This window comes from Mucilaginibacter celer, from assembly GCF_003576455.2.
Taxonomy (GTDB): domain Bacteria; phylum Bacteroidota; class Bacteroidia; order Sphingobacteriales; family Sphingobacteriaceae; genus Mucilaginibacter; species Mucilaginibacter celer.
In genome coordinates, this window is the sequence record NZ_CP032869.1 from 2,365,138 (window position 1) to 2,391,425 (window position 26,288).

At 42.6% G+C, this 26,288-nt stretch carries 26 protein-coding genes, 2 tRNA genes and 2 riboswitches; of the genes, 13 read left to right on the top strand and 15 right to left on the bottom strand.

Annotated elements, in window-relative coordinates:
- Positions 1 to 38: 38 nt before the first annotated feature.
- From HYN43_RS09435 to HYN43_RS09450, 4 genes are all read right to left on the bottom strand, one after another.
- Positions 39 to 752, bottom strand: coding sequence for a Dph6-related ATP pyrophosphatase (locus HYN43_RS09435; RefSeq protein ID WP_245447222.1), 714 nt, complete (start codon positions 750 to 752; stop codon positions 39 to 41).
- A gap of 11 nt (positions 753 to 763) precedes the next feature.
- Positions 764 to 1,459: an SIR2 family NAD-dependent protein deacylase gene (locus HYN43_RS09440; RefSeq protein WP_119411461.1), complete on the bottom strand. Its 696-nt coding sequence runs from the start codon at positions 1,457 to 1,459 to the stop codon at positions 764 to 766.
- A gap of 87 nt (positions 1,460 to 1,546) precedes the next feature.
- Positions 1,547 to 2,110 (bottom strand): DUF6580 family putative transport protein, encoded by a 564-nt coding sequence (locus HYN43_RS09445; RefSeq protein WP_119411462.1) that lies wholly within the window; start codon positions 2,108 to 2,110, stop codon positions 1,547 to 1,549.
- A gap of 39 nt (positions 2,111 to 2,149) precedes the next feature.
- Entirely contained in the window at positions 2,150 to 4,099 is a 1,950-nt protein-coding gene (locus tag HYN43_RS09450) for a TonB-dependent receptor plug domain-containing protein (protein WP_119411463.1), read from the bottom strand.
- 117 nt (positions 4,100 to 4,216) lie between these two features.
- Positions 4,217 to 4,413, bottom strand: a riboswitch (cobalamin riboswitch).
- A 141-nt stretch (positions 4,414 to 4,554) separates the two neighbouring features.
- Here HYN43_RS09450 and HYN43_RS09455 point away from each other — a divergent pair.
- On the top strand, positions 4,555 to 5,289 hold the full coding sequence (locus tag HYN43_RS09455) for an SRPBCC family protein (protein ID WP_119411464.1): 735 nt from the start codon (positions 4,555 to 4,557) through the stop codon (positions 5,287 to 5,289).
- A 107-nt stretch (positions 5,290 to 5,396) separates the two neighbouring features.
- Here HYN43_RS09455 and rplT read toward each other — a convergent pair whose 3' ends face one another.
- The 8 genes from rplT to HYN43_RS09495 form a co-directional block, all read right to left on the bottom strand.
- Complete coding sequence (rplT, locus tag HYN43_RS09460; RefSeq protein WP_022829871.1) at positions 5,397 to 5,741, bottom strand: 50S ribosomal protein L20; 345 nt, start codon at positions 5,739 to 5,741, stop codon at positions 5,397 to 5,399.
- An 82-nt stretch (positions 5,742 to 5,823) separates the two neighbouring features.
- On the bottom strand, positions 5,824 to 6,024 hold the full coding sequence (gene rpmI / locus HYN43_RS09465; RefSeq protein ID WP_022829872.1) for a 50S ribosomal protein L35: 201 nt from the start codon (positions 6,022 to 6,024) through the stop codon (positions 5,824 to 5,826).
- A 96-nt stretch (positions 6,025 to 6,120) separates the two neighbouring features.
- Positions 6,121 to 6,687, bottom strand: a complete 567-nt coding sequence (gene infC, locus HYN43_RS09470) for a translation initiation factor IF-3 (RefSeq protein WP_109607271.1) — start codon at positions 6,685 to 6,687, stop codon at positions 6,121 to 6,123.
- Position 6,688: 1 nt separating this feature from the next.
- Positions 6,689 to 8,614 (bottom strand): threonine--tRNA ligase, encoded by a 1,926-nt coding sequence (thrS, locus tag HYN43_RS09475; protein WP_119411465.1) that lies wholly within the window; start codon positions 8,612 to 8,614, stop codon positions 6,689 to 6,691.
- Between the two features lie 284 nt (positions 8,615 to 8,898).
- Positions 8,899 to 9,642, bottom strand: a complete 744-nt coding sequence (locus tag HYN43_RS09480; RefSeq protein ID WP_119411466.1) for a menaquinone biosynthetic enzyme MqnA/MqnD family protein — start codon at positions 9,640 to 9,642, stop codon at positions 8,899 to 8,901.
- A 5-nt stretch (positions 9,643 to 9,647) separates the two neighbouring features.
- Positions 9,648 to 10,274 carry a histidine phosphatase family protein gene (locus HYN43_RS09485; RefSeq protein WP_119411467.1) on the bottom strand — a complete coding sequence of 209 codons (627 nt, stop codon included), beginning with the start codon at positions 10,272 to 10,274 and terminating at the stop codon, positions 9,648 to 9,650.
- 136 nt (positions 10,275 to 10,410) lie between these two features.
- On the bottom strand, positions 10,411 to 11,604 hold the full coding sequence (mqnE, locus tag HYN43_RS09490; RefSeq protein WP_119411468.1) for an aminofutalosine synthase MqnE: 1,194 nt from the start codon (positions 11,602 to 11,604) through the stop codon (positions 10,411 to 10,413).
- 82 nt (positions 11,605 to 11,686) lie between these two features.
- On the bottom strand, positions 11,687 to 12,208 hold the full coding sequence (locus tag HYN43_RS09495) for a hypothetical protein (protein WP_119411469.1): 522 nt from the start codon (positions 12,206 to 12,208) through the stop codon (positions 11,687 to 11,689).
- A 97-nt stretch (positions 12,209 to 12,305) separates the two neighbouring features.
- On the opposite strand from HYN43_RS09495, the gene HYN43_RS09500 reads away from it, so the two are divergent.
- The 5 genes from HYN43_RS09500 to HYN43_RS09520 all read left to right on the top strand — a co-directional run bounded on the left by HYN43_RS09500 (position 12,306) and on the right by HYN43_RS09520 (position 18,323).
- Positions 12,306 to 13,421, top strand: a complete 1,116-nt coding sequence (locus tag HYN43_RS09500; RefSeq protein WP_119411470.1) for a trans-sulfuration enzyme family protein — start codon at positions 12,306 to 12,308, stop codon at positions 13,419 to 13,421.
- 213 nt (positions 13,422 to 13,634) lie between these two features.
- A riboswitch (SAM riboswitch) is annotated at positions 13,635 to 13,745 on the top strand.
- A 249-nt stretch (positions 13,746 to 13,994) separates the two neighbouring features.
- On the top strand, positions 13,995 to 15,308 hold the full coding sequence (locus HYN43_RS09505) for an O-acetylhomoserine aminocarboxypropyltransferase/cysteine synthase family protein (protein WP_119411471.1): 1,314 nt from the start codon (positions 13,995 to 13,997) through the stop codon (positions 15,306 to 15,308).
- Between the two features lie 152 nt (positions 15,309 to 15,460).
- Positions 15,461 to 16,516 (top strand): homoserine O-acetyltransferase family protein, encoded by a 1,056-nt coding sequence (locus tag HYN43_RS09510; RefSeq protein WP_119411472.1) that lies wholly within the window; start codon positions 15,461 to 15,463, stop codon positions 16,514 to 16,516.
- Positions 16,516 to 17,751: a homoserine dehydrogenase gene (locus tag HYN43_RS09515; protein WP_119411473.1), complete on the top strand. Its 1,236-nt coding sequence runs from the start codon at positions 16,516 to 16,518 to the stop codon at positions 17,749 to 17,751. Before HYN43_RS09510 ends, HYN43_RS09515 begins: the two co-directional genes overlap by 1 nt.
- A 149-nt stretch (positions 17,752 to 17,900) precedes the next feature.
- Positions 17,901 to 18,323, top strand: coding sequence for an acyl-CoA thioesterase (locus HYN43_RS09520; RefSeq protein WP_119411474.1), 423 nt, complete (start codon positions 17,901 to 17,903; stop codon positions 18,321 to 18,323).
- 54 nt (positions 18,324 to 18,377) lie between these two features.
- Here the strand turns inward: HYN43_RS09520 and HYN43_RS09525 are convergent, their stop codons facing one another.
- From HYN43_RS09525 to HYN43_RS09535, 3 genes are all read right to left on the bottom strand, one after another.
- Positions 18,378 to 19,484, bottom strand: coding sequence for a hypothetical protein (locus tag HYN43_RS09525; protein ID WP_119411475.1), 1,107 nt, complete (start codon positions 19,482 to 19,484; stop codon positions 18,378 to 18,380).
- Positions 19,484 to 20,122 (bottom strand): ABC transporter ATP-binding protein, encoded by a 639-nt coding sequence (locus tag HYN43_RS09530; protein ID WP_119411476.1) that lies wholly within the window; start codon positions 20,120 to 20,122, stop codon positions 19,484 to 19,486. The genes HYN43_RS09525 and HYN43_RS09530 overlap by 1 nt, the downstream gene beginning before the upstream one ends.
- A 132-nt stretch (positions 20,123 to 20,254) precedes the next feature.
- Positions 20,255 to 21,244 carry a D-alanine--D-alanine ligase gene (locus tag HYN43_RS09535; RefSeq protein ID WP_162996397.1) on the bottom strand — a complete coding sequence of 330 codons (990 nt, stop codon included), beginning with the start codon at positions 21,242 to 21,244 and terminating at the stop codon, positions 20,255 to 20,257.
- A 228-nt stretch (positions 21,245 to 21,472) separates the two neighbouring features.
- On the opposite strand from HYN43_RS09535, the gene HYN43_RS09540 reads away from it, so the two are divergent.
- The 7 genes from HYN43_RS09540 (at position 21,473) to HYN43_RS09570 (ending at position 25,359) form a co-directional block, all read left to right on the top strand.
- The gene (locus tag HYN43_RS09540; RefSeq protein WP_119411477.1) at positions 21,473 to 22,267 is read left to right on the top strand and encodes a PASTA domain-containing protein; all 795 of its coding nucleotides are present in this window, start codon (positions 21,473 to 21,475) and stop codon (positions 22,265 to 22,267) included.
- Positions 22,245 to 22,556: a rhodanese-like domain-containing protein gene (locus HYN43_RS09545; RefSeq protein ID WP_119411478.1), complete on the top strand. Its 312-nt coding sequence runs from the start codon at positions 22,245 to 22,247 to the stop codon at positions 22,554 to 22,556. Before HYN43_RS09540 ends, HYN43_RS09545 begins: the two co-directional genes overlap by 23 nt.
- 30 nt (positions 22,557 to 22,586) lie before the next feature.
- Positions 22,587 to 23,639, top strand: a complete 1,053-nt coding sequence (gene mltG / locus HYN43_RS09550; RefSeq protein ID WP_119411479.1) for an endolytic transglycosylase MltG — start codon at positions 22,587 to 22,589, stop codon at positions 23,637 to 23,639.
- Positions 23,639 to 24,046, top strand: coding sequence for an acyl-CoA thioesterase (locus HYN43_RS09555; protein ID WP_119411480.1), 408 nt, complete (start codon positions 23,639 to 23,641; stop codon positions 24,044 to 24,046). Before mltG ends, HYN43_RS09555 begins: the two co-directional genes overlap by 1 nt.
- Positions 24,047 to 24,057: 11 nt before the next feature.
- Entirely contained in the window at positions 24,058 to 25,038 is a 981-nt protein-coding gene (locus HYN43_RS09560; protein ID WP_119411481.1) for a YihY/virulence factor BrkB family protein, read from the top strand.
- A 97-nt stretch (positions 25,039 to 25,135) separates the two neighbouring features.
- A tRNA-Ser gene (locus HYN43_RS09565) sits at positions 25,136 to 25,222 on the top strand.
- A 50-nt stretch (positions 25,223 to 25,272) separates the two neighbouring features.
- Positions 25,273 to 25,359: transfer RNA gene (locus HYN43_RS09570), tRNA-Ser, on the top strand.
- The last annotated feature ends 929 nt before the right edge of the window (positions 25,360 to 26,288 follow it).

Here is a 26,288-nt window from a genome sequence, read left to right on the forward strand (position 1 = left end):
TTATATTCTGCAACTATTTTGGCCAAATAAACGCTAAATTAAGCCGGCAAAAGATCGCAATACCAAAAACCGGCTGGTTTTTCATCAACTGAAGAAACGCAGGAATCATCGGTATTTTTAGGTGCTTTGTATTCTTTAAAAACTTTATCGCCGGTTTTATAAACTATGGCTTTTTTGAAGATCGGGCCTTTAAAAGTGAATGTATGGAATTCGCCGTTCTCGCCACAAACATCAATATCGTCCGGCAAAGAATCGATCAACTCCAGGCTGATCTCCCGCCCTACTATCCGCTCTATTCGTTGTTGGGTGCAGGCTATTACAGTACCGAAACCGAGTTCAAGAAATTCAGTGATCAGTTCGCGGGTATCGCGTTTCCATAAGGGGTATAGGCCTTGCATACCAACCTCGCTCAGCCGGGCATCCCGGTAATTTTTCAGGTCCTGCAAAAATATATCGCCGAATATGGAATGGGTAATGCCTTCGCTTTTAAGATGCAACAGGTGGTATTGCATCACCTCATCGTATTCCTTCATCCCCGGCATTTCGGGCAGGCGGATCTGGTATAGCGGTATCCCTATGCTTTCGGCTTGGTCAATAAGCAATTCCGTACGCACGCCGTGCATCGAGATCCGGTCGGCAGCATCATTAATGGTAGTTACGAGATAGGCAATTTCGAGATCAGGATTTTGCAGGCAGTAGTACAGGGCAAGGGCGCTATCCTTACCGCCGCTCCAGTTGAAGATACATTTCAATTTTAGGTGATTTAATTTGGCTGCCCGTTTAATAATTGATTAACAAGTGCAGGTACGCCCACTGAAGCCTTCTCCTCTATTTTAATTACCTGGCCGCGTACATTTACTGTTGGGATTTTCGGATCGATAATATATTTCGGCACCTCCTGATCTACATAGCTGATTAAACCTGCTGCCGGATAAACAGCAAGCGACGAGCCCACTAAAATAAAAATATCAGCGCCGGCGCAAATCATTGCTGCCCGCTCAATCATCGGCACAGGCTCGCCAAACCAAACCACATGCGCGCGCAGCTGCGAACCCAATTCGCACTTCTCGCCCATTTTAAGCTCCCAGCCGTCAATAGGGTAAGTAAGCTCCGGGTTGATACTCGATTGCGAACGGGTGATAATACCGTGGAGGTGAACCACGTTTGTTGAGCCTGCACGCTCGTGCAAATCATCAATATTTTGAGTAACGATAGTAACCCGGTGCTTTTCCTCCAACGCTGCGAGCGCATAGTGAGCAGCATTGGGTTTTGCCTCAAGCACATTTTTGCGGCGCTCGTTGTAAAACTGCTGCACCATTACCGGGTTCCATTCCCAGGCCTGGGGTGTGGCTACATCTTCAATATTATAGCCTTCCCAAAGCCCGTCGCTATCCCTGAATGTTTTTAAACCGCTTTCGGCACTGATACCTGCGCCGGTTAGCACTACTATATTTTTCATGATTATTTTAAGTAGATAAAGACCATAAGGTCACAAAAAAAGCGGATCGCCTTTCAACAATCCGCTTTAAATTTAAATGCTTTTATATTATAAAGCCAATTGCTTTTTATCCTGCAGAAAAGTGTATTTGCGTTTGGCCAGCTCAAAGCCGCCAAATAGTATAGTGCTAAATACAAGCGTACCGTAAATAAGATTATATTCAAACGGAATAGCTGCTACTAACGATTGGCCGTAGCCGGCAAGCGTATGCGGATACAGATCGCCCGGAAAATCGGTAAGTAACCAGTGGATAAGCACCGGGGCAGTTGAGGCAAGCAATATGTTTTGCACATTTACTTTTTTAATTAAACTACCAACCGTTACCATCAATATAAAGCTTATATAAACCCAAAAAGTTACGGTGTAACCTAATGTAACTGTTGATGTACGTAAGTAATTGATCAGGATATCGGTAAAAAACAAGGTGGCAAGCACTACCACATAGCCTTTCCATTTTTCCTTAAAGTAAACTCCGCCAAACAGCGCGACAGCACCTACCGGGGTAAAATTACTCAAAGCCGGAATGTAAACGGCAAGCACCCTGAAAATGGCCGCTACTATAATCATTGCTATCAAAAACAAATTACGTGTGTTGTTATCTTTAGTGGTCATGCGGTAAAATTACTTATAAATCCGGATAATATAAACCTGCTATCTAAATTGGTACCTGGCACCCAGCATAAAATTAATGCCGCGGGTATTATATCCTAACCAATCTACGTATTTGGTATCGAAAACGTTGTTCAGATCGCCAAAAACATTTAGATTTTTTGTTGCGTTGTATTCAAGGTGCACATCAACCAGGTTGTAGTGCTTTAAAGTAACAACCTTTGTTGGATAGCCGGAAAAATCCTGGTCGGTGCGATTGCCTGTGTATTTATAATTGATACCAAACAAAAAATCAGTTAAAACCTGGTAGCTTACATTGGCACCGAAGGTGCTTTTTGGTCGGCGGTATAGATTGTTGGTTTCCTTACCCGCTTCATCAGTAAGCTTGCCGGTTACGTAAGCAAAGTAAGCCGAGGCGTTGAGTTTGTTTGCGTGATATTTTAATTCAGATTCGAAACCTTTATCTTTTTGCAACTGCCCGTTCTTGTAAAACGAGCTATACGGCGGCGCTGATTCAGAAAAAAAGTAAATTACGCCTTTGGTATTGCGCTTAAAAAACTGCGTGTTAAACGAAAGTTGGTTTTTCAGAATTTCCCAATCAAATCCGGCCTCGTAAGATGTGGTGATCTCCGGGTTTAGCTTCTGGTTTCCATATTCAGAATACAGTTGATAAAGCGATGGCGATTTAAATGCAGAGGCAATAGTACCGAATATCTTAAATTGATCGGCCAGGAACAGGGAAGGGTTTACCGTATAGGTAAATTTATCGCCATATCTGCTATGGTGATTATACCTGCCCCCTAATTCCAGGTGGAATATATCGTACTTGAAAAACAACGAGGTGTAGGCGCTGAAAATATTGGTAGGCGTATCACCGGCCTTTATAACACTGGCTGGTGCCGAATAGCCTGTGGCTTCGTAAAGGCTGTACTGGCTGGTATTGCTGTATTTGAAGGCAGCACCACTTGTAATATCAAGGTATTTGTTAGGCTGATAATTGAACACTGCCTCGGCGTTAGTTATTCGGCCGGTATTTTTAGTTACCTGGTGCGTGCTGTCGTTATCAGATGGCAGGTTGGTAAAGTTATTTTGAACTGTATTTTGTGATACGTTTACGTTCAAATCGCCTTTTGGTAAAATCAACTTCGCGCCAATACCGCCAAATACAAACGTGTTTTTATAAGTATAGTCGTTGTCCCCTGCAAAAGCACCATAAGGCAAATCGCCGGTATTGCGGCTTGCCTGAAAGTTGCCGTTGATGATAAATTTTTGCGACAAATACTGGCTAAGGTTTACACTTGCCGAACGCTGATGAAAACCATCTTTTTTAAATGCGTTGTTGCCTGATTTATCTGTGGCCGCCGAGAATCCCTTCGAATCTGTATTTGAAACGTTAACTGCAAGGGCTGTATTTTTTACTTTTCCGCTTACCGATGCAGCTTCCTTAAAAGTATTATAGCTGCCGCCGGTAAACATTAAGCTTCCGGTTATACCCTGCGCTTTTGCTTTTTTTGTGATGATATTGATCACGCCGGCTACTGCGTCCGATCCGTATAGCGAAGAACCACTGCCTTTCAGTATTTCAATATGATCTATCAAATCCAACGAAAAAGCATTCAGATCATAACTACCATCAATACTTGAAGCATTGTTTACCGGGAAACCATCAACCAAAATTAATGTGTTACCGGTTGAAGCGCCACGCAGGTAAACCGAAGTAGCTATCCCCGGCGCGTTGTTAGCGCCCGAAAATGTAACGCCGGCAACGTTATTTAGTAATTGAGGCAATGATTTACCTTGCGACTGGTTAATCTGGGCAGAGGAAATAACAGTAACTACCCTGCCAATATCTGATAGTTTTTTAGGCGAGCGGGTAGCGGTAACCACAACCGTATTTAATGTTTTGGTAGTATCCTGTGCATGCACGGTATCAAACGTAGCAAAAGGCAACAATGCTAAACCAAATAAAAATTTCAGGTAACTTTTTTCCATGTAGTATTTATTGATTGAAATAAATGCGTTTTAAAGCGGCAAACACGGAAATGAAGAAAATGAAAATGCGCTAACGGATGGCACTCGCATTCAAGCTTCAATCCCCGAAAGCCTTGAATAATATATAATGCTTTGGCAGGTCTTCTGACTTACTCCCCGTTTCCCCGGCCTTCCCTCCTGCTTTACAGAAAGTGACCTTACAGATTTGGTAACAGTTACAGAGCTTACAGCTGCGGGACAGTTACAGATTTACACTGTATTCCCTTTTAATTCATTTACACTATTTAATGAAACCTAAAGCGCCGTAAAAGTAATGTAAGTAAAGCAGAACCACAAAACTGTAGCAGGAACCGTCGATGCAAGGAGTTGCACTTGTACTAAAAAGCAATAAAATTCACTTAAACAAAACTTTACCACAAGCTATGGTGTTTAAAAAACATAAAGTTTAAAAACCTATGGCAACTACAATAGTAAAATATACCGATAATTACCCCGTGCTGTACGGCGACGACCGCATAAATCTGAACTGGCCCGAGCGCCTTACCTCCATTGCCGGGGGGATGAAAATAGGCTTTTCAGGCTTTAAAAACATTTTCAGTAACCCATTCGCGAGCATTGTAAAGATTGGCGCTGGCGGCTACCTTTTAAACCGTGGCATAACCGGCCATTGCGAACTGTATAAACGCATTGGTAAACTATCAACCAATCCCATCAATATTAATATCCGCTCATCATTCACCGTTGATAAGCCAAGAGAAAAGGTTTACCAGTTTTGGCGTAAACTGGATAACCTGCCGCTGTTTATGAAACACCTGGAAAGTGTGGAGGTAATAGATGCCAAATACTCCTATTGGGTATTAAAGCTGCCACAAAACGTAGCCACGGTAAGTTGGCATGCAGAAATTGTGCATGATGAACCTAATGAAATGATCGGCTGGAGCTCCCTGCCCGATTCTATGATCAATAATGCGGGTAAAATCCGTTTCCAGGATACTGTTGATGGCACCGGAACTGTTGTTGATGTGGTGATCAGCTATCAACCACCTGCAGGCGGCATTGGCGCCGGAATAGCTAAAGTGCTTAATCCGGTATTTAAAAATATGGTTGATAAGGATATCCAGAACTTTAAGCAATACATGGATATTAATAATGATGCGGATGAGTTTGCTGAAGTGATTATTATTGAATAGATAAAAGCACTCTATTCACAATAACGGTTTCAATCAACCCAAATAATCTCCACAAACTAAAAAAGGCCGCTAAAAGCGGCCCTTTTTGGATATTATCTAAACGATATTTATTTTACTGCATCAACAACTGCTTTGAAAGCATCCGGGTTGTTCATTGCTAAATCAGCTAATACCTTACGGTTTAAACCGATTTCTTTAGCAGCTAATTTACCCATTAACTGAGAGTAAGAAATTCCGTGCTGACGGGCACCAGCGTTGATACGTTGGATCCATAAAGCTCTGAATTCTCTCTTTTTGGTTTTACGGTCGCGGTAAGCGTACTGTAAACCTTTTTCAACTGTGTTTTTTGCAATGGTATAAACCTTGCTACGTGAACCCCAATAACCTTTGGCGAGGTTCATGATCCTTTTCCTGCGTCTTCTCGACGCTACTGCGTTAACTGAACGTGGCATCTTGTGTGTTTTTTGGTAGTGAGTGCCTGCATCTTGACTGCCGGACTTAAAACTCTAATACCTGGTTTTTAAAAAATGTGAATTACTTTCCGATACAAAGCATACGTTTTACGTTACCCATATCAGCATCAGATACTAAGCTGGTGTGACCAAGGGCACGCTTACGTTTTGTAGACATCTTGGTTAAGATGTGGCTTTTGTATGCGTTTTTTCTTGCGATTTTACCGGTTCCAGTAAGCTTAAAGCGCTTTTTTGCACTGGAATTGGTTTTCATTTTTGGCATAACTCTATTTTATTTGTGTTTAGATAATCAACGTTTCTCAACGTTTTACTTTCCGGCATCTGCACATTTTTAATCTGCACATCTGCACATATAAATCTATTTCTTAGCTGCTTTAGGAGCAAGGGTTAAAAACATCCTTTTTCCTTCAAGCTTAGGTAATTGCTCTACTTTACCTACCTCTTCCAACGCCTGAGCGAAACGAAGTAACAGGATCTCGCCTTGTTCTTTGTAAACAATAGCACGGCCTTTAAAGTGTACGTAAGCCCTTACCTTTTCGCCCGATTCAAGGAACTTGATGGCATGCTTCAGTTTAAACTCAAAGTCATGATCATCAGTGTTCGGTCCGAAACGGATCTCCTTAATAACCGTTTGCTTGGCATTGCTTTTAATCTCTTTAAGCTTTTTCTTTTGCTCGTAAATAAACTTATTGTAATCAGTTACTTTACAAACGGGAGGTACTGCGTTTGGAGATATTTCAACCAGGTCCAGTTCAAGATCGGCGGCAATTGCCAGCGCATCCCTTAATGAGTATACGCCCTGCTCAACGTTATCACCTACAAGGCGAACTTCCTGAGCCCTAATGAATTGGTTAATGTTGTGTTCAGCTTCTTTTTTCTTAAAAGGAAGCCTTGGTCCTCTATTGAAAGGTTTGTTTAATGCCAAGTTATACTGTTATTTCTTTTGTTATTTGTTCTTTAAATTCTTCAATGCTCATACTTCCCAAATCGCCGGCGCCGTGTTTACGGACAGAAACCAGCCCTTCGGCAGCTTCTTTTTCACCCACAATCAGCATATAAGGGATTTTTTTAACTTCAGCGTCGCGGATTTTACGTCCAATTTTTTCGTCCCTAAAGTCAATTAGCCCGCAAATATCGGAATCTTTTAATATATCAGAAAGTTTTTTTGCATATTCTTCATATTTTTCTGATATAGGCAGGATAATGAACTGCTCAGGAGATAACCAAAGCGGGAAATTACCGGCACAATGCTCAATCAATACCGCGATAAAGCGCTCCATCGAACCAAACGGTGCCCTGTGGATCATTACCGGGCGGTGCTTCATATTATCGCTACCAGTGTATTCCAACTCAAAGCGCTCTGGCAAGTTATAATCAACCTGGATAGTGCCTAACTGCCATTTACGGCCTAAAGCATCTTTCACCATGAAGTCCAGCTTCGGACCGTAAAACGCTGCTTCACCGTATTCAACCACGGTTGGCAAGCCTTTTTCGGCAGCGGCTTCAATAATCGCGTTCTCGGCTAAAGCCCAGTTTTCATCTGTACCGATATATTTGGCGCGGTTTTCAGGATCGCGTAATGATACCTGCGCAATGTAGTTATCAAAGCCTAATGCCTTAAATACATACAAAACCAGGTCGATCACTTTTTTAAACTCATCCTTTACCTGGTCCGGGCGGCAGAATAAGTGCGCATCATCCTGAGTAAAGCCACGTACACGGGTTAAGCCGTGCAACTCGCCGCTTTGCTCGTAACGGTATACAGTACCAAACTCAGCAAAACGAACCGGAAGGTCTTTGTACGAGCGTGGTTTTGTTTTATAGATTTCGCAATGGTGCGGGCAGTTCATCGGTTTCAGGAAAAACTCCTCTCCCTCCTGCGGTGTTTTGATCGGTTGAAACGAATCGGCACCATATTTTTCATAGTGGCCCGAAGTTACATACAGATTTTTATGACCGATATGCGGAGTAATTACCTGCTCATAACCGGCTTTAACCTGTGCTTTTTGTAAAAAAGTAACCAAACGCTCGCGCAGTGCAGTTCCTTTTGGCAACCACAATGGTAAGCCCATACCCACTTTTTCCGAAAATGCGAACAGTTCCAACTCTTTACCCAACTTACGGTGATCGCGCTTTTTAGCTTCTTCGATCATGTGCAGGTATTCAGTCAGCTCGCTGGCTTTAGGGAAAGTAACGCCGTAAATACGGGTTAACTGCTTGCGTGTTTCATCGCCGCGCCAGTAGGCACCGGCAACACTCATCAGTTTAACCGCTTTAATAAAACCTGTGTTAGGGATATGCGGGCCACGGCACAAATCGGTAAAATTACCTTGCGAATAAAAAGTGATGGCACCATCTGGCAGATCTTTGATCAGGTCCAGCTTATACTCATCGCCTTTTTCGGTGAAATATTCAATCGCGTTGGCTTTACTAACCGGCTTGCGGATAAATTCTTCTTTGGTTTTAGCCAACTCGATCATCTTATCTTCTATCTGCTTAAACTCGTCAGAAGATAAAACCTTGTCGCCAAAATCAACATCGTAATAAAAACCGGTTTCAATTGCCGGGCCGATACCGAATTTAGTACCCGGATACAGGGCTTCCAAGGCCTCAGCCATTAAGTGGGCCGATGAATGCCAGAATGTTGATTTGCCGTCGGCATCGTTCCAGGTTAGTAGTTTTACATGCGCGTCCTGTTCAATAGGGCGACTTGCATCCCAAACCTGGCCGTCAACTTCGGCCGCTAATACGTTACGTGCTAATCCTTCAGAGATCGATAGAGCGATCTGAGCGGAAGTGATTCCCTTGTCATACTGACGAACGGAACCATCAGGAAGTGTAATGTTAATCATCTACAACTATGATTTTTAATTTATAAAATTACGTTTAACCGGTCACCTACAAAGTGACTTTATTTTTGTGGATACAAAAATAGAATTTTAAATAGCATTTGCTATTTAAATTGGTATTTATTGCCGGAAGATTGCTTTTGGGGGTGGCACGAAAAAAACGTCATTGCGAGGAACGAAGCAATCCCCGACTGTACAGGGCGGACTTGCTTAGCCTCTCTGCCTATTGGGGATTGCTTCGTTCCTCGCAATGACGTGGCGGAGTTTTATTAGTTTAAGATTTAAAACTATAACGCCTTGATATAATCCAAAAACATATACAATGCTTTCTTCTTATCCTCAGTCAAATCATAATCAATTTTCACCATCAAATAATCAACCAAATCAAAATCATCGCGCATATCCATTTCCTTAAACAAATCCTCACGATGATCCAGCCCATATTTAAGCGCCTGATTAAACTCATCCATAAACTCCTGCGGTATCGGCTTATTGGCTATCCAGGCGGCAAAGGTGAATGGCAGGCCGGTCATTTTTTGCCATTCTTCGGCAAGGTCATAAACGTATTTGTATTGATCTTTTTTGCCGAAAGTGCGGTCGCCTATTTGTACAAAGGCAGTATGTTCATCGGTTGAGAGCGAATAATCCGGCGCGTTAACGATCTGCTCCGGGTTTACCTGCCAGTGATTTTTCATCAACACACGGGCCAGGTTATTTGATGAGCGCGACTGCGGATCAAGCTGGATGGTTTTTACATCTTTAATATCACAATTACTGAAGATGAATACCGAATTAACTGCGCCAATGGCACCGATACAATAGTCGGATACTATTTCCCATTGAGGGAGGCTTAACGTTGCCGCTACTGGGATGAGGCCGATATCAACCACATCATCAATGAGTTTCTGCGCACAATCGGCCGGCATATCGAGGCTCAGGTCGATCTTGTTAATAATGTCGGTATGTTGGATGCCGTATAAAAAGGGTTTGGTATTAGTGTAGCTTACCGCTGATATTCTGATCTTATTCACAATAGCTATTTCTGTTCTTCGGAATGTTTTAAATGTTCGGCGTTGTTAAAATCGATGATCTCGAATTTTTCGCCATTGTAGGTTACCTTATAAAGTACCAGGTTTTGGTGCGGGAAGCTATCCATTTCGGATAGTGGTTTACCTGTAAGGATGCAAAGCAGTAAACGCATAGCACGGCCATGCATACAAATCAATACCGTTTTTTCTTCGGGGTGGCTCATGATCACCTCCAAAGCTTCGCGCTGGCGTTTCTCCACCTCCAGTGGGCTTTCGCCGCCTTCAAATTTGCTATCCAGTTTGCCATCCAGCCAATCGCGCATAATTTGCAAAAAAGCTGCTTTGTTGTCGGCGGTAGGAGCCTGCCCTTCATGCACTCCCCAGGCTAACTCATCCAAACCCGAAAGTTTTTCGAACGGGATACCGAGATCAATAAAAGGCTGGATACTTTGCTGGGTACGCTTCAGTGCCGAAATGTAAATCTTATCAAACGGAACTGCTTTATAAGCCTCAAAAAATTGGCAGGCCTGTTTGCGGCCTTCATCATTCAGGTCGGTATTAACTCCACGACCTTGAATAATGCCCAACTTATTAAATTCCGTTTGCCCGTGGCGTACTATGTATAAGGTTTTCATATTTTGAGCTGAAAGCTAAAAGCCGAAGGCTTAAAGCTTTCTTGCTTGTATATCTTATCTTTTTTTGCTTTAAGCTTTTGGCCTTTTGCTTTAAGCTTATTTATTTGCTTTAAGCTTTGAGCCTTCGGCTTTTTGATTAATTAATTACCGGTAACTTATAATATTGAGGCTTGGGTTCGTTCTCAAACTCAAAATTAGTGTAATCAGTTACTACATTATATAAGGTGTCGCGCTCAATTGGTTGGCGGCCTACATGTTTAATTAACTCAACCAATTGCTTGGTGCTCATGCCGGGATGTTGCTCCTCGGCGCCTGCCATCGAGTAAATTTTGGTGGTATCATCTAAAGTACCATCAATATCATCCACGCCAAAATTAAGCGAAAGCTGTGCGGTAGTACGGCTGATCATGGCCCAATAAGCTTTGATGTGATCAAAGTTATCCAGGTAAATACGTGCTACAGCGTAGTTACGCAGATCCTCAATAACCGAAACTTCCGGCACATGCGACATCTGGTTGTCTTTATTCCTGAATTTAAGCGGAATGAAAGTTTGGAAACCGCCTGTTTTATCCTGTAACTGGCGTAGGCGTTCCATGTGATCAATACGGTGCTTAAACTCTTCAATGTGTCCGTAAAGCATAGTAGCGTTTGAACGGCCGCCTAATTTGTGCCACTCCTCATGAATTGCCAGCCATTGATCGGCAGTACATTTATCTTTAGAGATTTGATCCCTGATCTCCGGGTCGAAGATCTCGGCACCGCCGCCTGGGATTGAATCCAGACCGGCTTCCTGCATCAGGCGCATGCCTGTAGCATAGTCGATCTTAGCTTTTTTGAAAATGTAGTGGTATTCAACCGGGGTAAGCGCCTTGATATGCAGCTCGGGCCTGTGGGCACGGATACGAGCGAATAATTGCTGGTAAAAAGGCACATCATATTGAGGCAATACGCCGCCCACAATGTGTACTTCGGTAACCGGTTCGCCATCGTATTTGGTTACCATATCAAACATCTCATCCATGGTATACTCCCACCCTTCCGATTTTTGTTTCAGCAGGCGTGAGTACGAGCAAAATTTGCAATCGTAAACGCAAAGATTGGTTGGCTCGATATGAAAATTACGGTTGAAATAAGTTTTGTCGCCGTGGCGCTCCTGGCGGATATGGTTGGCTAAAGTGCCGAGATATCCAAGCTCGCCCTGCTCATAAAGCAAAACGCCTTCATCAAAAGTGATGCGTTGTTTATTTAGTACCTTTTGGGCAATGTGCTTTAAGTCAGCAGATAAATTCGGATTGTTAAGTAAAAACTGTAAATTATCTGAATTTTGCATCATTATAAATTTCCGCCAAATGTACTAAAAAGCACAATACTAATGTGCGTTATAACATATATCGGCCAAAATTACAATAAGGTTACAGAGCCTTGATCTCGCTGATGTGGATGCCTATCGAGCAATCGTCCTGGCAACCAATTGCTGCATGCGTGGCCACCGAGATCATACCATTGTTATTGGCCTCGAAGTAGGTGGTGTTTTCTTTTTTATTAACGGCAAGCCATTCGTTTTTGGCTTTTTGATAAACCTGGTCGAGGGTAAGTAAGGAAGCTCCCGAATTGTGTTGACCTAATGATGCTTTATCTTCATGCCATTGTTCGGTTGTGGTTTTAATCGGAGGCGTGGTTGAAGATGTGTATTCTAATTTATAGGCATAATAGTCGCGGGCTATCACATTGCCATTTTGAACGGTGATCTTCGTTTCGGATCCGTAGCCAAATACCGACCCCGAAGTTACGGTGTAGGTGTACGAGTTTTTACTCTCAGCCTTAAAGCTTTGCCATGCTTTATAGCTTTTATCGTAAGCGGTATCATTGGCATCTTTTTTACAGGCTGATAAACCGGCGATAACAAACAGGATGAGTATAAAGGCTCTTTTCATAATGATGAGGTTTTATATCCTATTCGGTTAAAAATAAAAAAACGCTACAGCTAATCACAAATATTCTTTTTTACTTTGGGCGATAAGCGCAAATATCATGAAAACTGAAACTATAGCTATACACGCCGGTAACCATGTTGATAAAGCAACAAGGGCCGTAATCCAACCCATCATTATGTCCACCACTTTTGAACGTGGCGACGATGGCGGTTTCCCGGCAGGTTATATTTACAGCAGGTCGGCTAACCCTAACAGACATGCTTTAGAGCGTGTTTTGGCACAACTGGAAGGCGGTACTGAAGCCGCATCATTTTCATCGGGCAATGCCGCGGGCATGTCGGTATTTCAATCGCTTAAGCCAGGTACGCATATTATCGCACCTGATGATATGTACCATGGCCTGCGCAATCAACTTAAAAATCTGTTTGCAGGTATTTTAACGTTCGATTTTATCGATGTTAATGATGAAGAAGTTTTACAACAGCATATCAAACCCGAAACCGGCCTCATCTGGATTGAAACCCCGTCAAACCCGCTGCTTAAAATAACCGACATAAAAAAGGTAGTGACAATAGCCAAAGCAAACGGCATTAAAGTTTTGTGCGATAATACATTTGCTACCCCAATTTGCCAACGCCCGCTTGAGCTGGGTGCCGATATGGTGATGCACTCCGCCACCAAATACTTCGGCGGACATAGCGATTTGATGGGCGGTGCTTTAATTACTGCCGAAAAGAGCGATTGGTGGGCAAAAATTCGGCAGGTGCAGGAAATGGGTGGTGCTATCCCCTCGCCTATGGATTGCTATTATTTGGTGCGCAGTATTAAAACTTTGCCCTACCGTGTAAAGGGGCACGTACAGAACGCGCAGCTATTGGCCGAATATCTTGAACGGCATCCCAATGTAGAGAAAGTGATGTATCCTGGTCTGCCATCGCATCCGCAACATGAAATAGCTAAAGATCAGATGCTGGCTTTTGGCGGGATGCTATCTTTTATTATTAAAGGCGATGAAAACGATACGCATAACATCATCAATAAACTAAAACTGTTTATCAAAGCTACCAGCCTCGGCGGTGTAGAGAGCCTGATAGAACACCGCGCCACCGTTGAAGGGCCGGATACCAAAACACCGCGCAACCTGTTGAGGGTTTCGGTTGGTTTGGAGCATATTGATGATCTGATAGCCGATTTGGAGCAGGCTTTGGCTTAATAAGGCGAAAGGATAAAGGTAAAAGGCGAAAGGTAGAAGCATTTGAGGAGGTTAAAACACTCGTCTTAAAAAACCTTTTGCCTTTGACCTTTATCCTTTAACCTCCTTTCTGAAATAAAATTTGGTACATTACCCCATAACCCCTTATATTCGCAACATTATTTGGTAGCGATACCAAGGTCGATCATTACTCCGCACATAGTTTCGGGTTTTGATTTATAAAGAAGCGGCGAGAGATCAGGCTCAATGACCCGCTGGCAACCCTTCAATGTTGAAGAAGGTGCCAATTCCTGTCCCGGCAAATAACACCGGGGAATATAAATTTATAACCATGAAAAGTTTAATTAAATTTACGCAACGCAACACTTTTTACACCTTAAACGGTAACGTACAATATATTAGCTCTCCCGTTAGCTGTATTTGTATTTGTTGCTGCTGTTGATGCTTAGCACACGTCTCTTTTCCATCTCCGGAAAAGGGTGTGTATTGTTAAACCGGTTATTTCACAACCGGCTTTGTCAAAATCCATCTAACATTCAAAATCTAAATTAAACACATAAAAATCACAAAACTATGTCTGCCTTAAAATTCGAAACACTCCAATTACATGCCGGTCAGGAAGTTGATCCAACAACAGGTTCACGCGCGGTGCCGCTTTACCAAACAACTTCGTACGTATTTAACAGTGCCGAGCATGGCGCAAACCTGTTTGCCCTAAAAGAGTTTGGCAATATTTATACCCGGATCATGAACCCTACTACCGATGTGTTTGAAAAACGCATAGCGGCTTTAGAGGGCGGCGTTGCGGCTTTAGCCACCGCATCGGGCCAGGCGGCCCAGTTTATAGCGCTGAATAATATTTTACAGGCCGGCGATAACTTTGTTACATCTCCGTTTTTATATGGTGGTACCTACAACCAGTTTAAAGTAGCCTTTAAACGTTTAGGTATCGAAGTGCGTTTTGCCAAGGATGACACCGCCGAAAGCATTGAAGCGCTCATCAACGATAAAACCAAAGCCATTTATTTAGAAACCATAGGCAACCCGGGCTTTACCATTGCCGATTTTGAAAAAATAAGCGCGGTTGCCAAAAATCATGATCTGCCGTTAATAGTTGATAATACTTTTGGCGCAGGTGGCTACCTCTTCCGCCCTATTGAGCATGGTGCAAACGTGGTTGTTGAATCAACTACCAAATGGATTGGTGGGCATGGTACCAGTATAGGCGGAGCCATTATTGATGCCGGTAATTACAACTGGGGCAATGGTAAATTCCCGCAATTTACCGAACCATCCGAAGGTTATCACGGCCTCGTATTTAACGATGTATTTGGCATCGGTGGCCCTTTTGGAAATATTCAGTTTATTATTCGCGCCCGTGTGGAAGGTTTGAGGGACTTCGGTCCGTCGCAATCGCCGTTTAACGCGTGGTTGAATATACAGGGTTTGGAAACCCTTTCATTACGTGTTCAGCGCCATGTAGATAATGCTTTGCAATTGGCTAAATGGCTGGAGCAGCATCCACAGGTAGCTACTGTAAATTATCCGGGACTGGAATCGTCGCCATACCATGATCTGGCTAAAAAATACCTTAAAAATGGTTTCGGTGGTGTTTTATCATTCGAAATAAAAGGTGATAAACAACAGGCCAGCCAGTTGATCAACAACCTGAAACTGGTGAGCCATTTGGCCAACGTAGGCGATGCAAAAACGCTGATCATTCAGCCATCGGCAACAACACATCAGCAATTATCTGATGAGGAACAATTATCTGCCGGTGTTACGCCAACATCATTACGTGTTGCTGTAGGTATTGAACATATTGATGACATCAAGGCCGATTTTGAACAGGCCTTTGCAAAGATCAGAGAGGGTGAATTAGTTTAACAATGTATAGTTTTTTAAAAGTGATATAGTAAACGTTGTTTGTGTTTAAGTCTGAAGTTCAAAGCCCGAAGTCAAAAGTTAGGATTTAACGTTTCTGACTTTTGACTTCGGACTAAAGACTTTCGACTTAACACAATACGACAAACAAGAGAATGAACGCAGAGATATTTAAATACACTGATACTTTTGAGTTTGAATCGGGCCAAACGCTGGAGGGTTTAGAGATAGGCTTCCATACTTACGGCCGGTTAAATAAAGAGAAAAATAACGTGATTTGGGTTTGCCACGCGCTTACCGCCAATAGTGATGTATTTGACTGGTGGAAAGGTTTGATTGGCGAGGGCTACTTTTTTAATCCCGAAGAGCATTTTATTGTTTGTGCCAATATTTTGGGTTCGCCTTACGGAACTACAAGTCCGCTGAGCATTAACCCTGCTACCGGCCAACCTTATTATCTTACCTATCCGCAGTTTACTACAAGGGATATGGTTAAGGCACACCGGTTGCTTGCTGCGCACTTACAGATTAATAATATCAGTGTATTGATAGGCGGATCGTTAGGAGGCCAGCAGGCTATGGAATGGGCAATTATTGAACCGGAGCGCATCAAAAATCTGATCCTGATTGCTACCAATGCCAAACACTCGCCATGGGGTATTGCCTTTAACGAGTCGCAGCGTTTGGCTTTAAGCGCTGATCCTACGTTTAATAATAATACGCCTGAGGGAGGCCGGAATGGTTTAAAGGCGGCACGCAGCATCGCGCTGTTAAGCTACCGCACTTATAAAACCTACGGCATTACCCAACAGGAAGAAAGCGATGATGTTACGGACAATTTCCGTTCATCATCTTACCAAAACTACCAGGGGCAAAAACTGGTGAACCGTTACAATGCCTACAGCTATTGGTACCTTACCAAAGTGATGGATTCGCATAATGTGGGCCGTGGTCGGAACGGGGTTGAAAAGGCTCTAAGCCAGATCAAAGCAAAAACATTGGTAATCGGCATTTCGTCGGACGTATTGTTTCCTGTTGAGGAACAGCAATTGCTGTTCAGGCAGATTCCTAAAGCGGCCTTCGCCCAGTTGGATTCCTTTTATGGGCACGACGGATTTTTAATTGAAACAGAAGCATTAACAAACATATTTACATCGTTTTTTAAAACCGATGTAAAAGGAAAAATTATAGAACTGCAACGTACAGCGTAATGAGTAAAAAGTTAAACATCGGCCTATTTGGTTTTGGAGTAGTAGGCCAGGGTTTGTATGATATCATCAAAACAAAAAAACTAAACATCGAGATTGTAAAATTCGCCATTAAGGATCCTAACAAAAAACGTTCGTTACCGGCCGAATTGTTTACTACTGATAAAGAAGAACTGCTTAACAACCCGGAGATCAATACCATTGTTGAGCTGATCAATGATACCGAAGCTGCTTTCGAGATTGTATCAAGAGCTTTAAAGTCGGGCAAAAATGTGGTTTCGGCCAGCAAAAAAATGATTGCCCTGCATTTGGATGAGTTGATCGAGATTCAGCAGCAATACGGTACTTCACTATTATATGAAGGCGCGGTTTGCGGTAGTATCCCTATTATCCGTAACCTGGAAGAGTATTATGATAACGAGCTGTTGCACTCCATCAGCGGTATATTCAACGGCTCATCAAACTATATTCTATCAAAAGGTTTTATCGAAGGATTAGATTACGATAGCGCCCTGAAACAAGCGCAAGACCTGGGCTTTGCCGAAACCGACCCAACCAGCGATGTTGGTGGTTATGATGCCAAATACAAACTGGTTATCGCTGCTGCTCACGCCTATGGTGTGGTTGTACAGCCCGATGAGGTGTTTAATATGGGGATACAGACCCTCGCGGCTGCAGATTTACAGTATGCCCGTGAGAAAAACCTAAAAATTAAACTGGTACCGGTAGCAAAAGAACTGGACGACCGCAATGTAGCCCTGTTTGTACTGCCTAAATTTGTAAATGATACTGAGTTTTTATACAACGTAGAGTACGAATATAATGGCGTAACCGTACAGGCCGCCTTTGCCGATCAGCAATTCTTTTTCGGAAAAGGCGCCGGTGGCCACCCTACCGGCTCGGCTGTACTATCAGATATCGCTGCATTACGCTATAACTATCAGTACGAATACAAAAAAGCAAAGGAAAAAACCGACCTCAATTTCACCAACAATATCGAATTAACGGTGTATTTGCGCTATGATGATGAAGAGTTAGTGGATAGATTGAACTTTGAACACATAAATGAGCGTTACTATTCAGGCAGTTATAAATTTGTTATAGGAAAAATCAATTTGCAAAATCTGATCGCCAATCAACAACGTATATCTGAAAGCAAGGCTTTCGTAGCCTTTGCCGATCAGCTTACGGGGGTCAGCTTAGCATCGGCAGCTAAACAATCAGCCGAAGTTTTTTAGTAGATTCTTCGGCTAACATAAAAAAGGCTTCTCTGGTTTGAGAAGCCTTTTTGGTTAATACCCATATCAACTGGCAAAGCGCATCCCGGATTTCCTTTTGTTGTTTTTGTTAAGCGATAGGTTAAAATTTGAAGCGCTATATTTGCCCAATGGATACACCCGCCCACTACTCCACTTTCGAATCTGAATTTCGCGTCCGCCCCGACGATATCGACATGTTTCAGCACGTACATAACAGCAAATATTTTGATTATGTGCTTGCCGCCCGTTACGACCAGATGGAGCGCTGCTATGGGATGGCCATGGAGAAATTTATGGAACGTGGTTTTGGTTGGGTGGTGCGCACAGCACACGTTGATTACAAAAGGGCCTTAACCATGGGCGACTATTTTATTGTAAAAACGGGCATTGAAAGCATAGATGATAAAGGCTGCCGCGTAAAGTTCAGCATCACCAATAAAGCCACCAAAAAAATCTGCTGCGATGGGTGGTTTGATTACGTGATGATTGATATGGCAACAGGCCGCGGCGCAAAAGTTCCGGAAGATATTATTGCGCAGTATACGATTTAACCGTTGATGGGGTTTGATTTCGCTGATTCCGTTGATCTCTTGTATGGCTCGTCTTTAAGAAGTCAAATTGCCGGGATCGCGGCTCCGGTAGTTATTATAAAACAGCAGATAAGCAATTGCCAGATTAGCGGGTGCCAGTAACCATAGCAGGTTAAACATAATCACCCAAAACAATACAATAAAAAGTCCCAACGCCCATTGCAGGTATTTATCCATATTTAAGCCAAACCAGTAAAGCAGGCTGTGAAAAAGCATGATGGTGCTTAGGCCCATCAGTAGCAATTCGGCGGCCATCAGCGGGCTAAACCTGGCAAAAAGCCATACGGCTTCCGGGATCAGTAAAACCAGATTAACGCCTATAAAATTCAGGAATAAGCTTAACCGGCTGTAGGGTAAATTGCGCGAAAAAATCAGCTTGCCTTCTTCAAACTTCTTCGCCTCAAATACCAGTACAATATGCGCCGTAATGAGGGCCAGCATAGCAATCCCCGCTACGCGTATATCTGTTTTCACATCGGCAAAAACAAAAAACACACCGGTTATAATTAACCACGACAAGGCTTTGGTAATTAAGTAAGGTACTTTGCGGGCATCAAAAATATGATAGATGTATAAGCTGAAATAAGGTTTACGCCACTTGCTGCTTAAACGCAATAACAACGATTGGCTGCTGCCATCAACAAGTTTGTTGATTTGCCGGGTATAAATTAAAGCACTTAAGTAAACCAAACCTGCCATGTAAACCAGTATGCAAAGCGGCAATAAGTAATAATGATTAGCAAAACCTAATACCACAGCTATCAATCCATAAACTATTACCGGAGATAAAATAGCCGCTTGCGTACTAAACCAGCCTGTAATTTGTTTTTGCCTGCTAAATGCGTTGCTGCTGTAAAACAAAAAATGCTGCGACTGATAAAAAATCTGGCCGGATACATAATGCCAGCTTTTTATGGTATACATTAACCATCCGGCAAAAAACAAAAGCATCATAAACGGATTACTATCCATAGCCAGCATTAAAGCCTTGTGGTAGCCTAACAAATACTGTGGCGGCACCACCCCTACCATCACTAAAAAAACAAACAACAGCATCCCGGCGTGGATCCTGAAAAAGCCACCGGCAAATATTTTTAATAATACATTGCTCAGTGGCTGCATTAGCTGATAAACTTTAGGGTTTGATCTTCAACCAGCAACTCGCGCGATACAGGCAAGCTGCCGTCTTCAAGTACCTGGTGCGATGATAGCAGGAAACCGGTTCCCTCCTGCTCGTAGCGCTCCCTGATCCAGGTATTAAGTATCGCCAGCGAAGCCGCATCAATGGTAATAAGCGGCTCATCCAGCAGGATGATTTTTGGTTGCCCCAGGAAAGCAAGTAATAATGAAAGCTTTTTTAACATGCCGCTGCTGTAGGTGCCAATTGGTTTATCTACATAACTCTGCATCTGCATGCTTTTAATGTATTGTTGCTCCTGCCCGGCTGGCGCGTCTTTAGCATCGGCAAAAAGAGCTATCATCTCAGTTCCGGTTAAAAACTCCGGGAATATAGGTTCGGCCTCGGCAAAGTTTACCAGTTTGCGGTAAACTACGGGTTGTTTTTTTATGCTGATATTGCTATCATCAAGCAAAATATCACCATCAAAAGCCAGGATCCCGGCGATAGATTTAAGTAGCGTACTCTTGCCCGAGCCATTAACACCTTTTATCCAGTAAATGCCGGTTTCAAGGCTTAGGTCATCTATTTTTAATGCCGGGTATGTGCCGTATCGTTTGGTGAAGTTTATAAATTGGAGCATCGGGAATAGGCTGTCCGAATCAGAATTTTCAGAATTTAAGAATTAGCAGAATTTGTTTGGAGCAGTCGAATTTGTCTTTTCATTCTGAAAATTCACTAATTCTGAAAATTCTGATTCAGACAAATTCCTAAACTACAACCCCGCTCCCTCAATAAGCGCACTATAAAATTCGCCCACGTCCATACCCGCCGCCCGTACCTGCTGCGGTATTAAACTGGCGGCCGATTGACCCGGAGTGGTATTAATCTCGATAAAATAAAAATCGTTGGTGCTTTCCTGTAAAATAAAATCAACCCTTGCCATGCCCCGGCAATTAAGACGGATATAAGCCTCGGTTACTATTTCGCCAATTTGCTCGACCTTTTCGGCAGGTAAATCGGCAGGTGTAATTTCTTTTGTTACACCATCGGTGTACTTGGCTTCGTAGTCAAAAAAGTCTTTCGAGGTGATGATTTCGGTGGCAGGCAGTACTCTTATTTTGCCGTGCAGGCGGGCAATACCAATGCTAAACTCGCGGCCTTTTATAAACTCTTCAACCAACACCTGGCTGTCTTCCTGAAAAGCCCTGTTTAAAGCTTCGGGCAAGCCGGCTATGTTTTGTACCTTACTCATGCCTACACTGCTGCCGCCATTGTTAGGCTTTATAAAAAATGGGAATTTAAGGTTGGCAGCTATGGTTGCCACATCATGTACATCACGCTCAAATAACCTCATAGAGTGCGCGGTGTGTAAACCGTGAATACCGTTTACAATAGCCTTAGTGTAGGCCTTATTCATGGTAATGGCCGATGTGGTGGCATCGCAGGTATTATAAGGGATGCCCAGCATATCAAAATACCCCTGCAACTTCCCATCTTCGCCCGGCGTACCGTGAATAGTGATAAAGGCAAAATCAAACTTTATTTTTTCCTGATTCAGGGTGATGCTGAAATCATTTTTATCAACATCTACCTTCGTGTCATCTGCCTCAAAAAACCACCTGTCGCGGGTTATAAAAATAGCATAAATCTTGTAATTGGCGTTACCGCACAGGTTGGCGGCAATATTTTTTGCACTGTTTACTGATACTTCATACTCGCCGGTATAACCTCCGGCCAAAAGGGCAATATTTTTGATTGACATGTTTTTATTTCGGATTTGGGATGTTCGATTTCGGATTTTACACGCAAACCCGAAGCAATTATTTTACGTTTCGAAGTTAGAATAAATATTGAAGCGCATATCAGCAAATTCAAAAAATCACATTCAAATTCCGAAATCCCCAATCCGAAATCCGACATCTCCCCCGCCTGATATGCAAAATAATTCCTATGTTTGATACTTAATTAAAGGTGACACCCTACCATACCAATGAGCAAATTTGGCGCTTACTTAAAAACAAAATCTTTCAGAAATAACTTGATAATGGCTATTGTTTCGGTAATAGCTGTTGTTTTAATAGCATTTTTTAGCCTGGGTTATTATACCCGGCATGGCTCAGGAATCCCGGTTCCTAAACTTAAGGGGCTTACTATCGACAAAGCCATGGCCATTTTAAAAGAACAGGGCTTTGACTATAAAATTGATTCGGTATTTGTGCAGGATGTAGCACCCGGTACCATTGTTGAGCAGGATCCTGATGCCGGAACCAACGTAAAGGAAAACCGCGTGATCTACCTTACCATGGTTACTTTACAGGCACCAGACGTAGCCCTGCCCGACCTGGATCAAAGCAGTTACCGCGAGGCCATAGCCACCATATCAAACTATGGTTTAAAAGTTGGCGATACCTCCTATCGCTCAGATATAGCGCGCGACCGTATTCTGGAAGTGCGTTATGGTGGGCAGGTTATTAAAGCTGGCTTTAAGCTGCCCAAAGGATCACGCGTTGACCTGGTGTTGGGCGACGGCGCAGGAGCCAGCGAGGTAGAGATTCCGGAACTGGTTAACCTTGACCTGGATGCCGCGCGTTTTGCTATTAAAGGAGCAGGTTTAACGGTTGGTATCATTACCTACCAGGGAACTATCTCCGATTCGACCAATGTAGTGGTGGTATCGCAATACCCTATGAAAACCGATTCGCTGAGCAAAACAAGTATAGGTACACGGATAAACCTTACCGTTTCACAAGGTACTAAAACAGATGCAGCACCACCCGCAAATTAATGCCGCCGAACTGCTTGAACGGCTAAGCAACGGCGAGAGCCTAAATATGGTTGATGTACGTGAAGTTATCGAGTTTTACACGTATAATATTGGCGGCAACAATATCCCGCTGTCAAAACTAACAGATGCGCTTGATAGCTTATCTTACAACAAAACAGATGAGATAATCGTTATCTGCAAAGTTGGCTTAAGGAGCGAAACTGCACAGGCCGTAATGCAGCAACAGGGCTACACTAATGTGCGTAATTTGAGCGGCGGGCTGCTGGCTGTTCAAAAATTAAAACAATAACAACATAAACTATCCATATACAATACTACCATGACCGCGAAAAAACAGGGATCAGGCATGTTTAAAAAATTCATTATAGCGTTTGTAATCGTTATTGTGATATTACTGGGTTTTACAGGCTTCAATTATTATCAAAAATATTTCGGCCCTAATGTTACCGGTAAACAGGAATATTTATACATACACACCGGTGCTACGTTTGGTGATGTTTTTAAAACCATCCAGGCCGAGGGTATAGTGAAAGACACTGCATCATTTGGATGGGCAGCCCGTAACATGAACTATACCACGCGTGTAAAACCCGGTAAATACCGCCTGCACGAAGGCATGGGCAACCGCAAGCTGATTAATATGCTGGCATCGGGTACGCAGGAGCCGGTTAAGGTTGAGTTTCATGGCCTGAGGCTTAAAGAGCAGTTTGCGGGCTTTATATCCAAAAAAATTGAACCCGATTCGACCGCGATCATCAACCTGCTCGATTCGGCAAGCTTTGTAAGCAAGTATGGCTTCACTACCGATAACGTTTATGTGATGTTTATGCCCGATTCGTACCAGATGTACTGGAATACCTCGTCCGAAAAGTTTTTTAAGCGGATGTATGATCATTACCAAAACTTTTGGACACCCGAGCGTAAGCGATTGGCCGAGGCAATAAATCTTACGCCGCAGGAAGTATCTGTGCTTGCCTCGATAGTTGACGCCGAAGCTTTGCACGATGATGAGATGCCCGCAGTAGCAGGCCTGTACCTTAACCGTTTAAAAAAAGGCATGAAGCTGGAAGCCGACCCTACGGTGATCTTCGCGCTGAACGATTTTACCATTAAACGTGTGCTTTTACGTTACCTGTCGTACAATTCGCCATATAACACTTATTTGCACAATGGCTTGCCTCCGGGCCCTATCATGATGCCATCAGTAAATGCAGTTAAAGCTGTGCTTAATTACCAGAAAAACGATTATATATACATGTGTGCCAAAGCCGATTTTTCGGGTTATCATGCATTTGCCAACAACCCTGCCGACCACGCCGTCAACGCCCATAAATTTCAGCAGGCTCTTAATGATCGTAATATCCGCAGGTAATGTTTGAGTACACCACCAAAATACGGGTGCGCTACGGCGAAACCGACCAGATGGGCTATATGTACTACGGTAATTATGCCGAATTTTATGAAGTTGGCCGTGTAGAGATGCTGCGCAGCCTGGGCCTTACCTACAAGGGCATGGAAGAATCGGGCATTATGATGCCCGTGCTTGAGTTGAATTGCAAATACCTTAAGCCCGCTTTGTACGATGAAGAGATCAGCATTAAGGTGATTATGGATAAGCTTCCCGGCATCCGCGTTCATTTCAGGTACGAGCTAAGCAACCCCAAAGGCGAACTGATTAACATTGGCGAAACTTTGCTGGTTTTCATTAATATGAAAAGCAACCGCCCCTGCCTTGCCCCGCAGGATTTTATGGATAAATTAAAGCCATTTTTTGAGTAAATTTGGTGTAAATGAAATGGCTGCACCGTTTTTTACTCAGGTTTGGGTTTTACAGATATATCATTGAGTGGACAAAGTCTGTTATCATTCCGGGTTTCAGGCCATTACCGCTTTACACGGTTATTGATTTTTTTGTAAAAGAGGTAACCAACAACTCGCTCATTAACCGGGCTTATGCTTTAGCCTACAGCTTTATGCTGGCCACTTTTCCGGCCACCATCTTTTTATTTACGCTCATCCCATACGTGCCTATCAAAAACTTTAAGAGCAGCCTGATGAGTGTATTGGCTTCGGTAATGCCTACAAACGCCTATATGGCTTTCAGGGATACGCTTCTTGATATCGTAAGCAATCAAAACGGTAAATTATTGTCGTTTGGTTTTCTTTCTACACTTTACTTTGCCACCAATGGTGTTATTAACCTGATGAAGGCTTTCAATAAATCCTCACTGATTGAGGATAAACGCAGCTGGCTAAAGCGGCGACTGGTGGCGGCGGCGATCACCGTATCTATAAGTTTCGCTTTGTTACTGGCCATTTCTATTCTTATCCTTGGCCAATCTATCATCAAGTTTATTAAATCGCACGTTGCAACCCAAAATCATTTTTGGGTTTACCCGATAATGCTGTTCAGGTGGATTATTATTATAGCCATCATTTTTGTAACTATAGGCTGCTTATACCGGTATGCTCCCGCACATAAAAAAAAGTGGAATTTTGTAAACCCAGGTTCTATACTGGCTACTGCGCTGGCGGTTTTAACATCGGTGGGCTTCTCCTATTATATCAACAATTTCTCATCGTACAATAAGGTTTACGGTTCTATCGGAACGCTGATCGTGGTGATGATCTGGATGTATTTAAACTCATTAATTTTGATCATCGGCTTCGAATTAAATGCGTCTGTCGAGCTTTCCAAGCGCACAATTCGCATTGTAAAACCCCGTTTCAACACTTTCAGGACCAAAAAACCAACAGAAATTAAAAATTAATTTTCTGTTAATCAGTAATTTATATCAATTATTAAATAAATCAAAAAAAGTTAAAATCAAATTTGCCAATTCGGCCCGGATTTGTACTTTTGTCCCCGGAGAGTTGGCAGAGTGGTCGATTGCGGCAGTCTTGAAAACTGTTGAACTGTGAAAGGTTCCTGGGGTTCGAATCCCTAACTCTCCGCTAAAAAAATCCTGCTGAAAATGCGGGATTTTTTCTTTTATAAAATATACGGAGAGGTGTCAGAGTGATCGAATGTGCCTGATTCGAAATCAGGTGTACTGTAACAGGTACCGGGGGTTTGAATCCCTCCCTCTCCGCAAAATCAATATTAAAGTTGAGCAAAACCCTTCAAATGATATCATTTGAGGGTTTTTTTGTTTTTGGCCCACACCAAATTATTCATCCGAAATCATAACTCTGGTGAGTAATTCGGTGAGTCAATCAAAGCTGCTCAATGACTCACCAATTCCATTACAACTGTTTGATATGCAGATCGTTAAATAAACGAACATCTTGCGCTTAAATGATGAGAAAATTAATTTTGTTTCACTATTAATCCTCATTATTATGAGAACAAACGTCAGTCTGCTTTTCTATTTGAAAAAGCCAAAGCACTATCAATCAGGTCCCATGCATCGCATCTAAAGGCTCAAGTCCAAAAGAAAATTGAATATCAACAACCCAGATTTGCTCGTGCCAAAGAATTATTATTATCGGGGGATCTTGATGCAGACGACTATCGCAATATCAAGCGAGATTACGAAAATCAGATAAAAGCTTTTTTTCACACATTAAGTAACGTTACTAAATCCCTTGATGCAATTATCAAACAATATAGGCGAACCGAATTAGAAATGCACATTTTACCGCTGGTTCATCAGAAGGCCGACGTAGAAAACAAGCGAAAATTAGTGAGTATATTCTTTCCAGAAAAACTTAGTTATCAAAATGATGGTTTCCATAATTCAAAACTTCGCTCAGAATTATATAATTTCTGTACGTTTGATCCTCACATAATAAATCATAGCTTTTAATTCATTTTTATTGAATGTAAATCTCGATTCCTCTAACATTTCAAACGTGGTACATGTTAGCTCGTTTGGTTTCACGTAGGTAATCTATTGATTTATGATTCTACCGCAGGTCTTGTTAGGACAAAGTATATACTATAATGTTTGGTAAAAACTCCTTCGCCATGCTAGCAAAAATTATTTCGTCAGCTTTCCTGAAATTTAAAAAAAGGTCG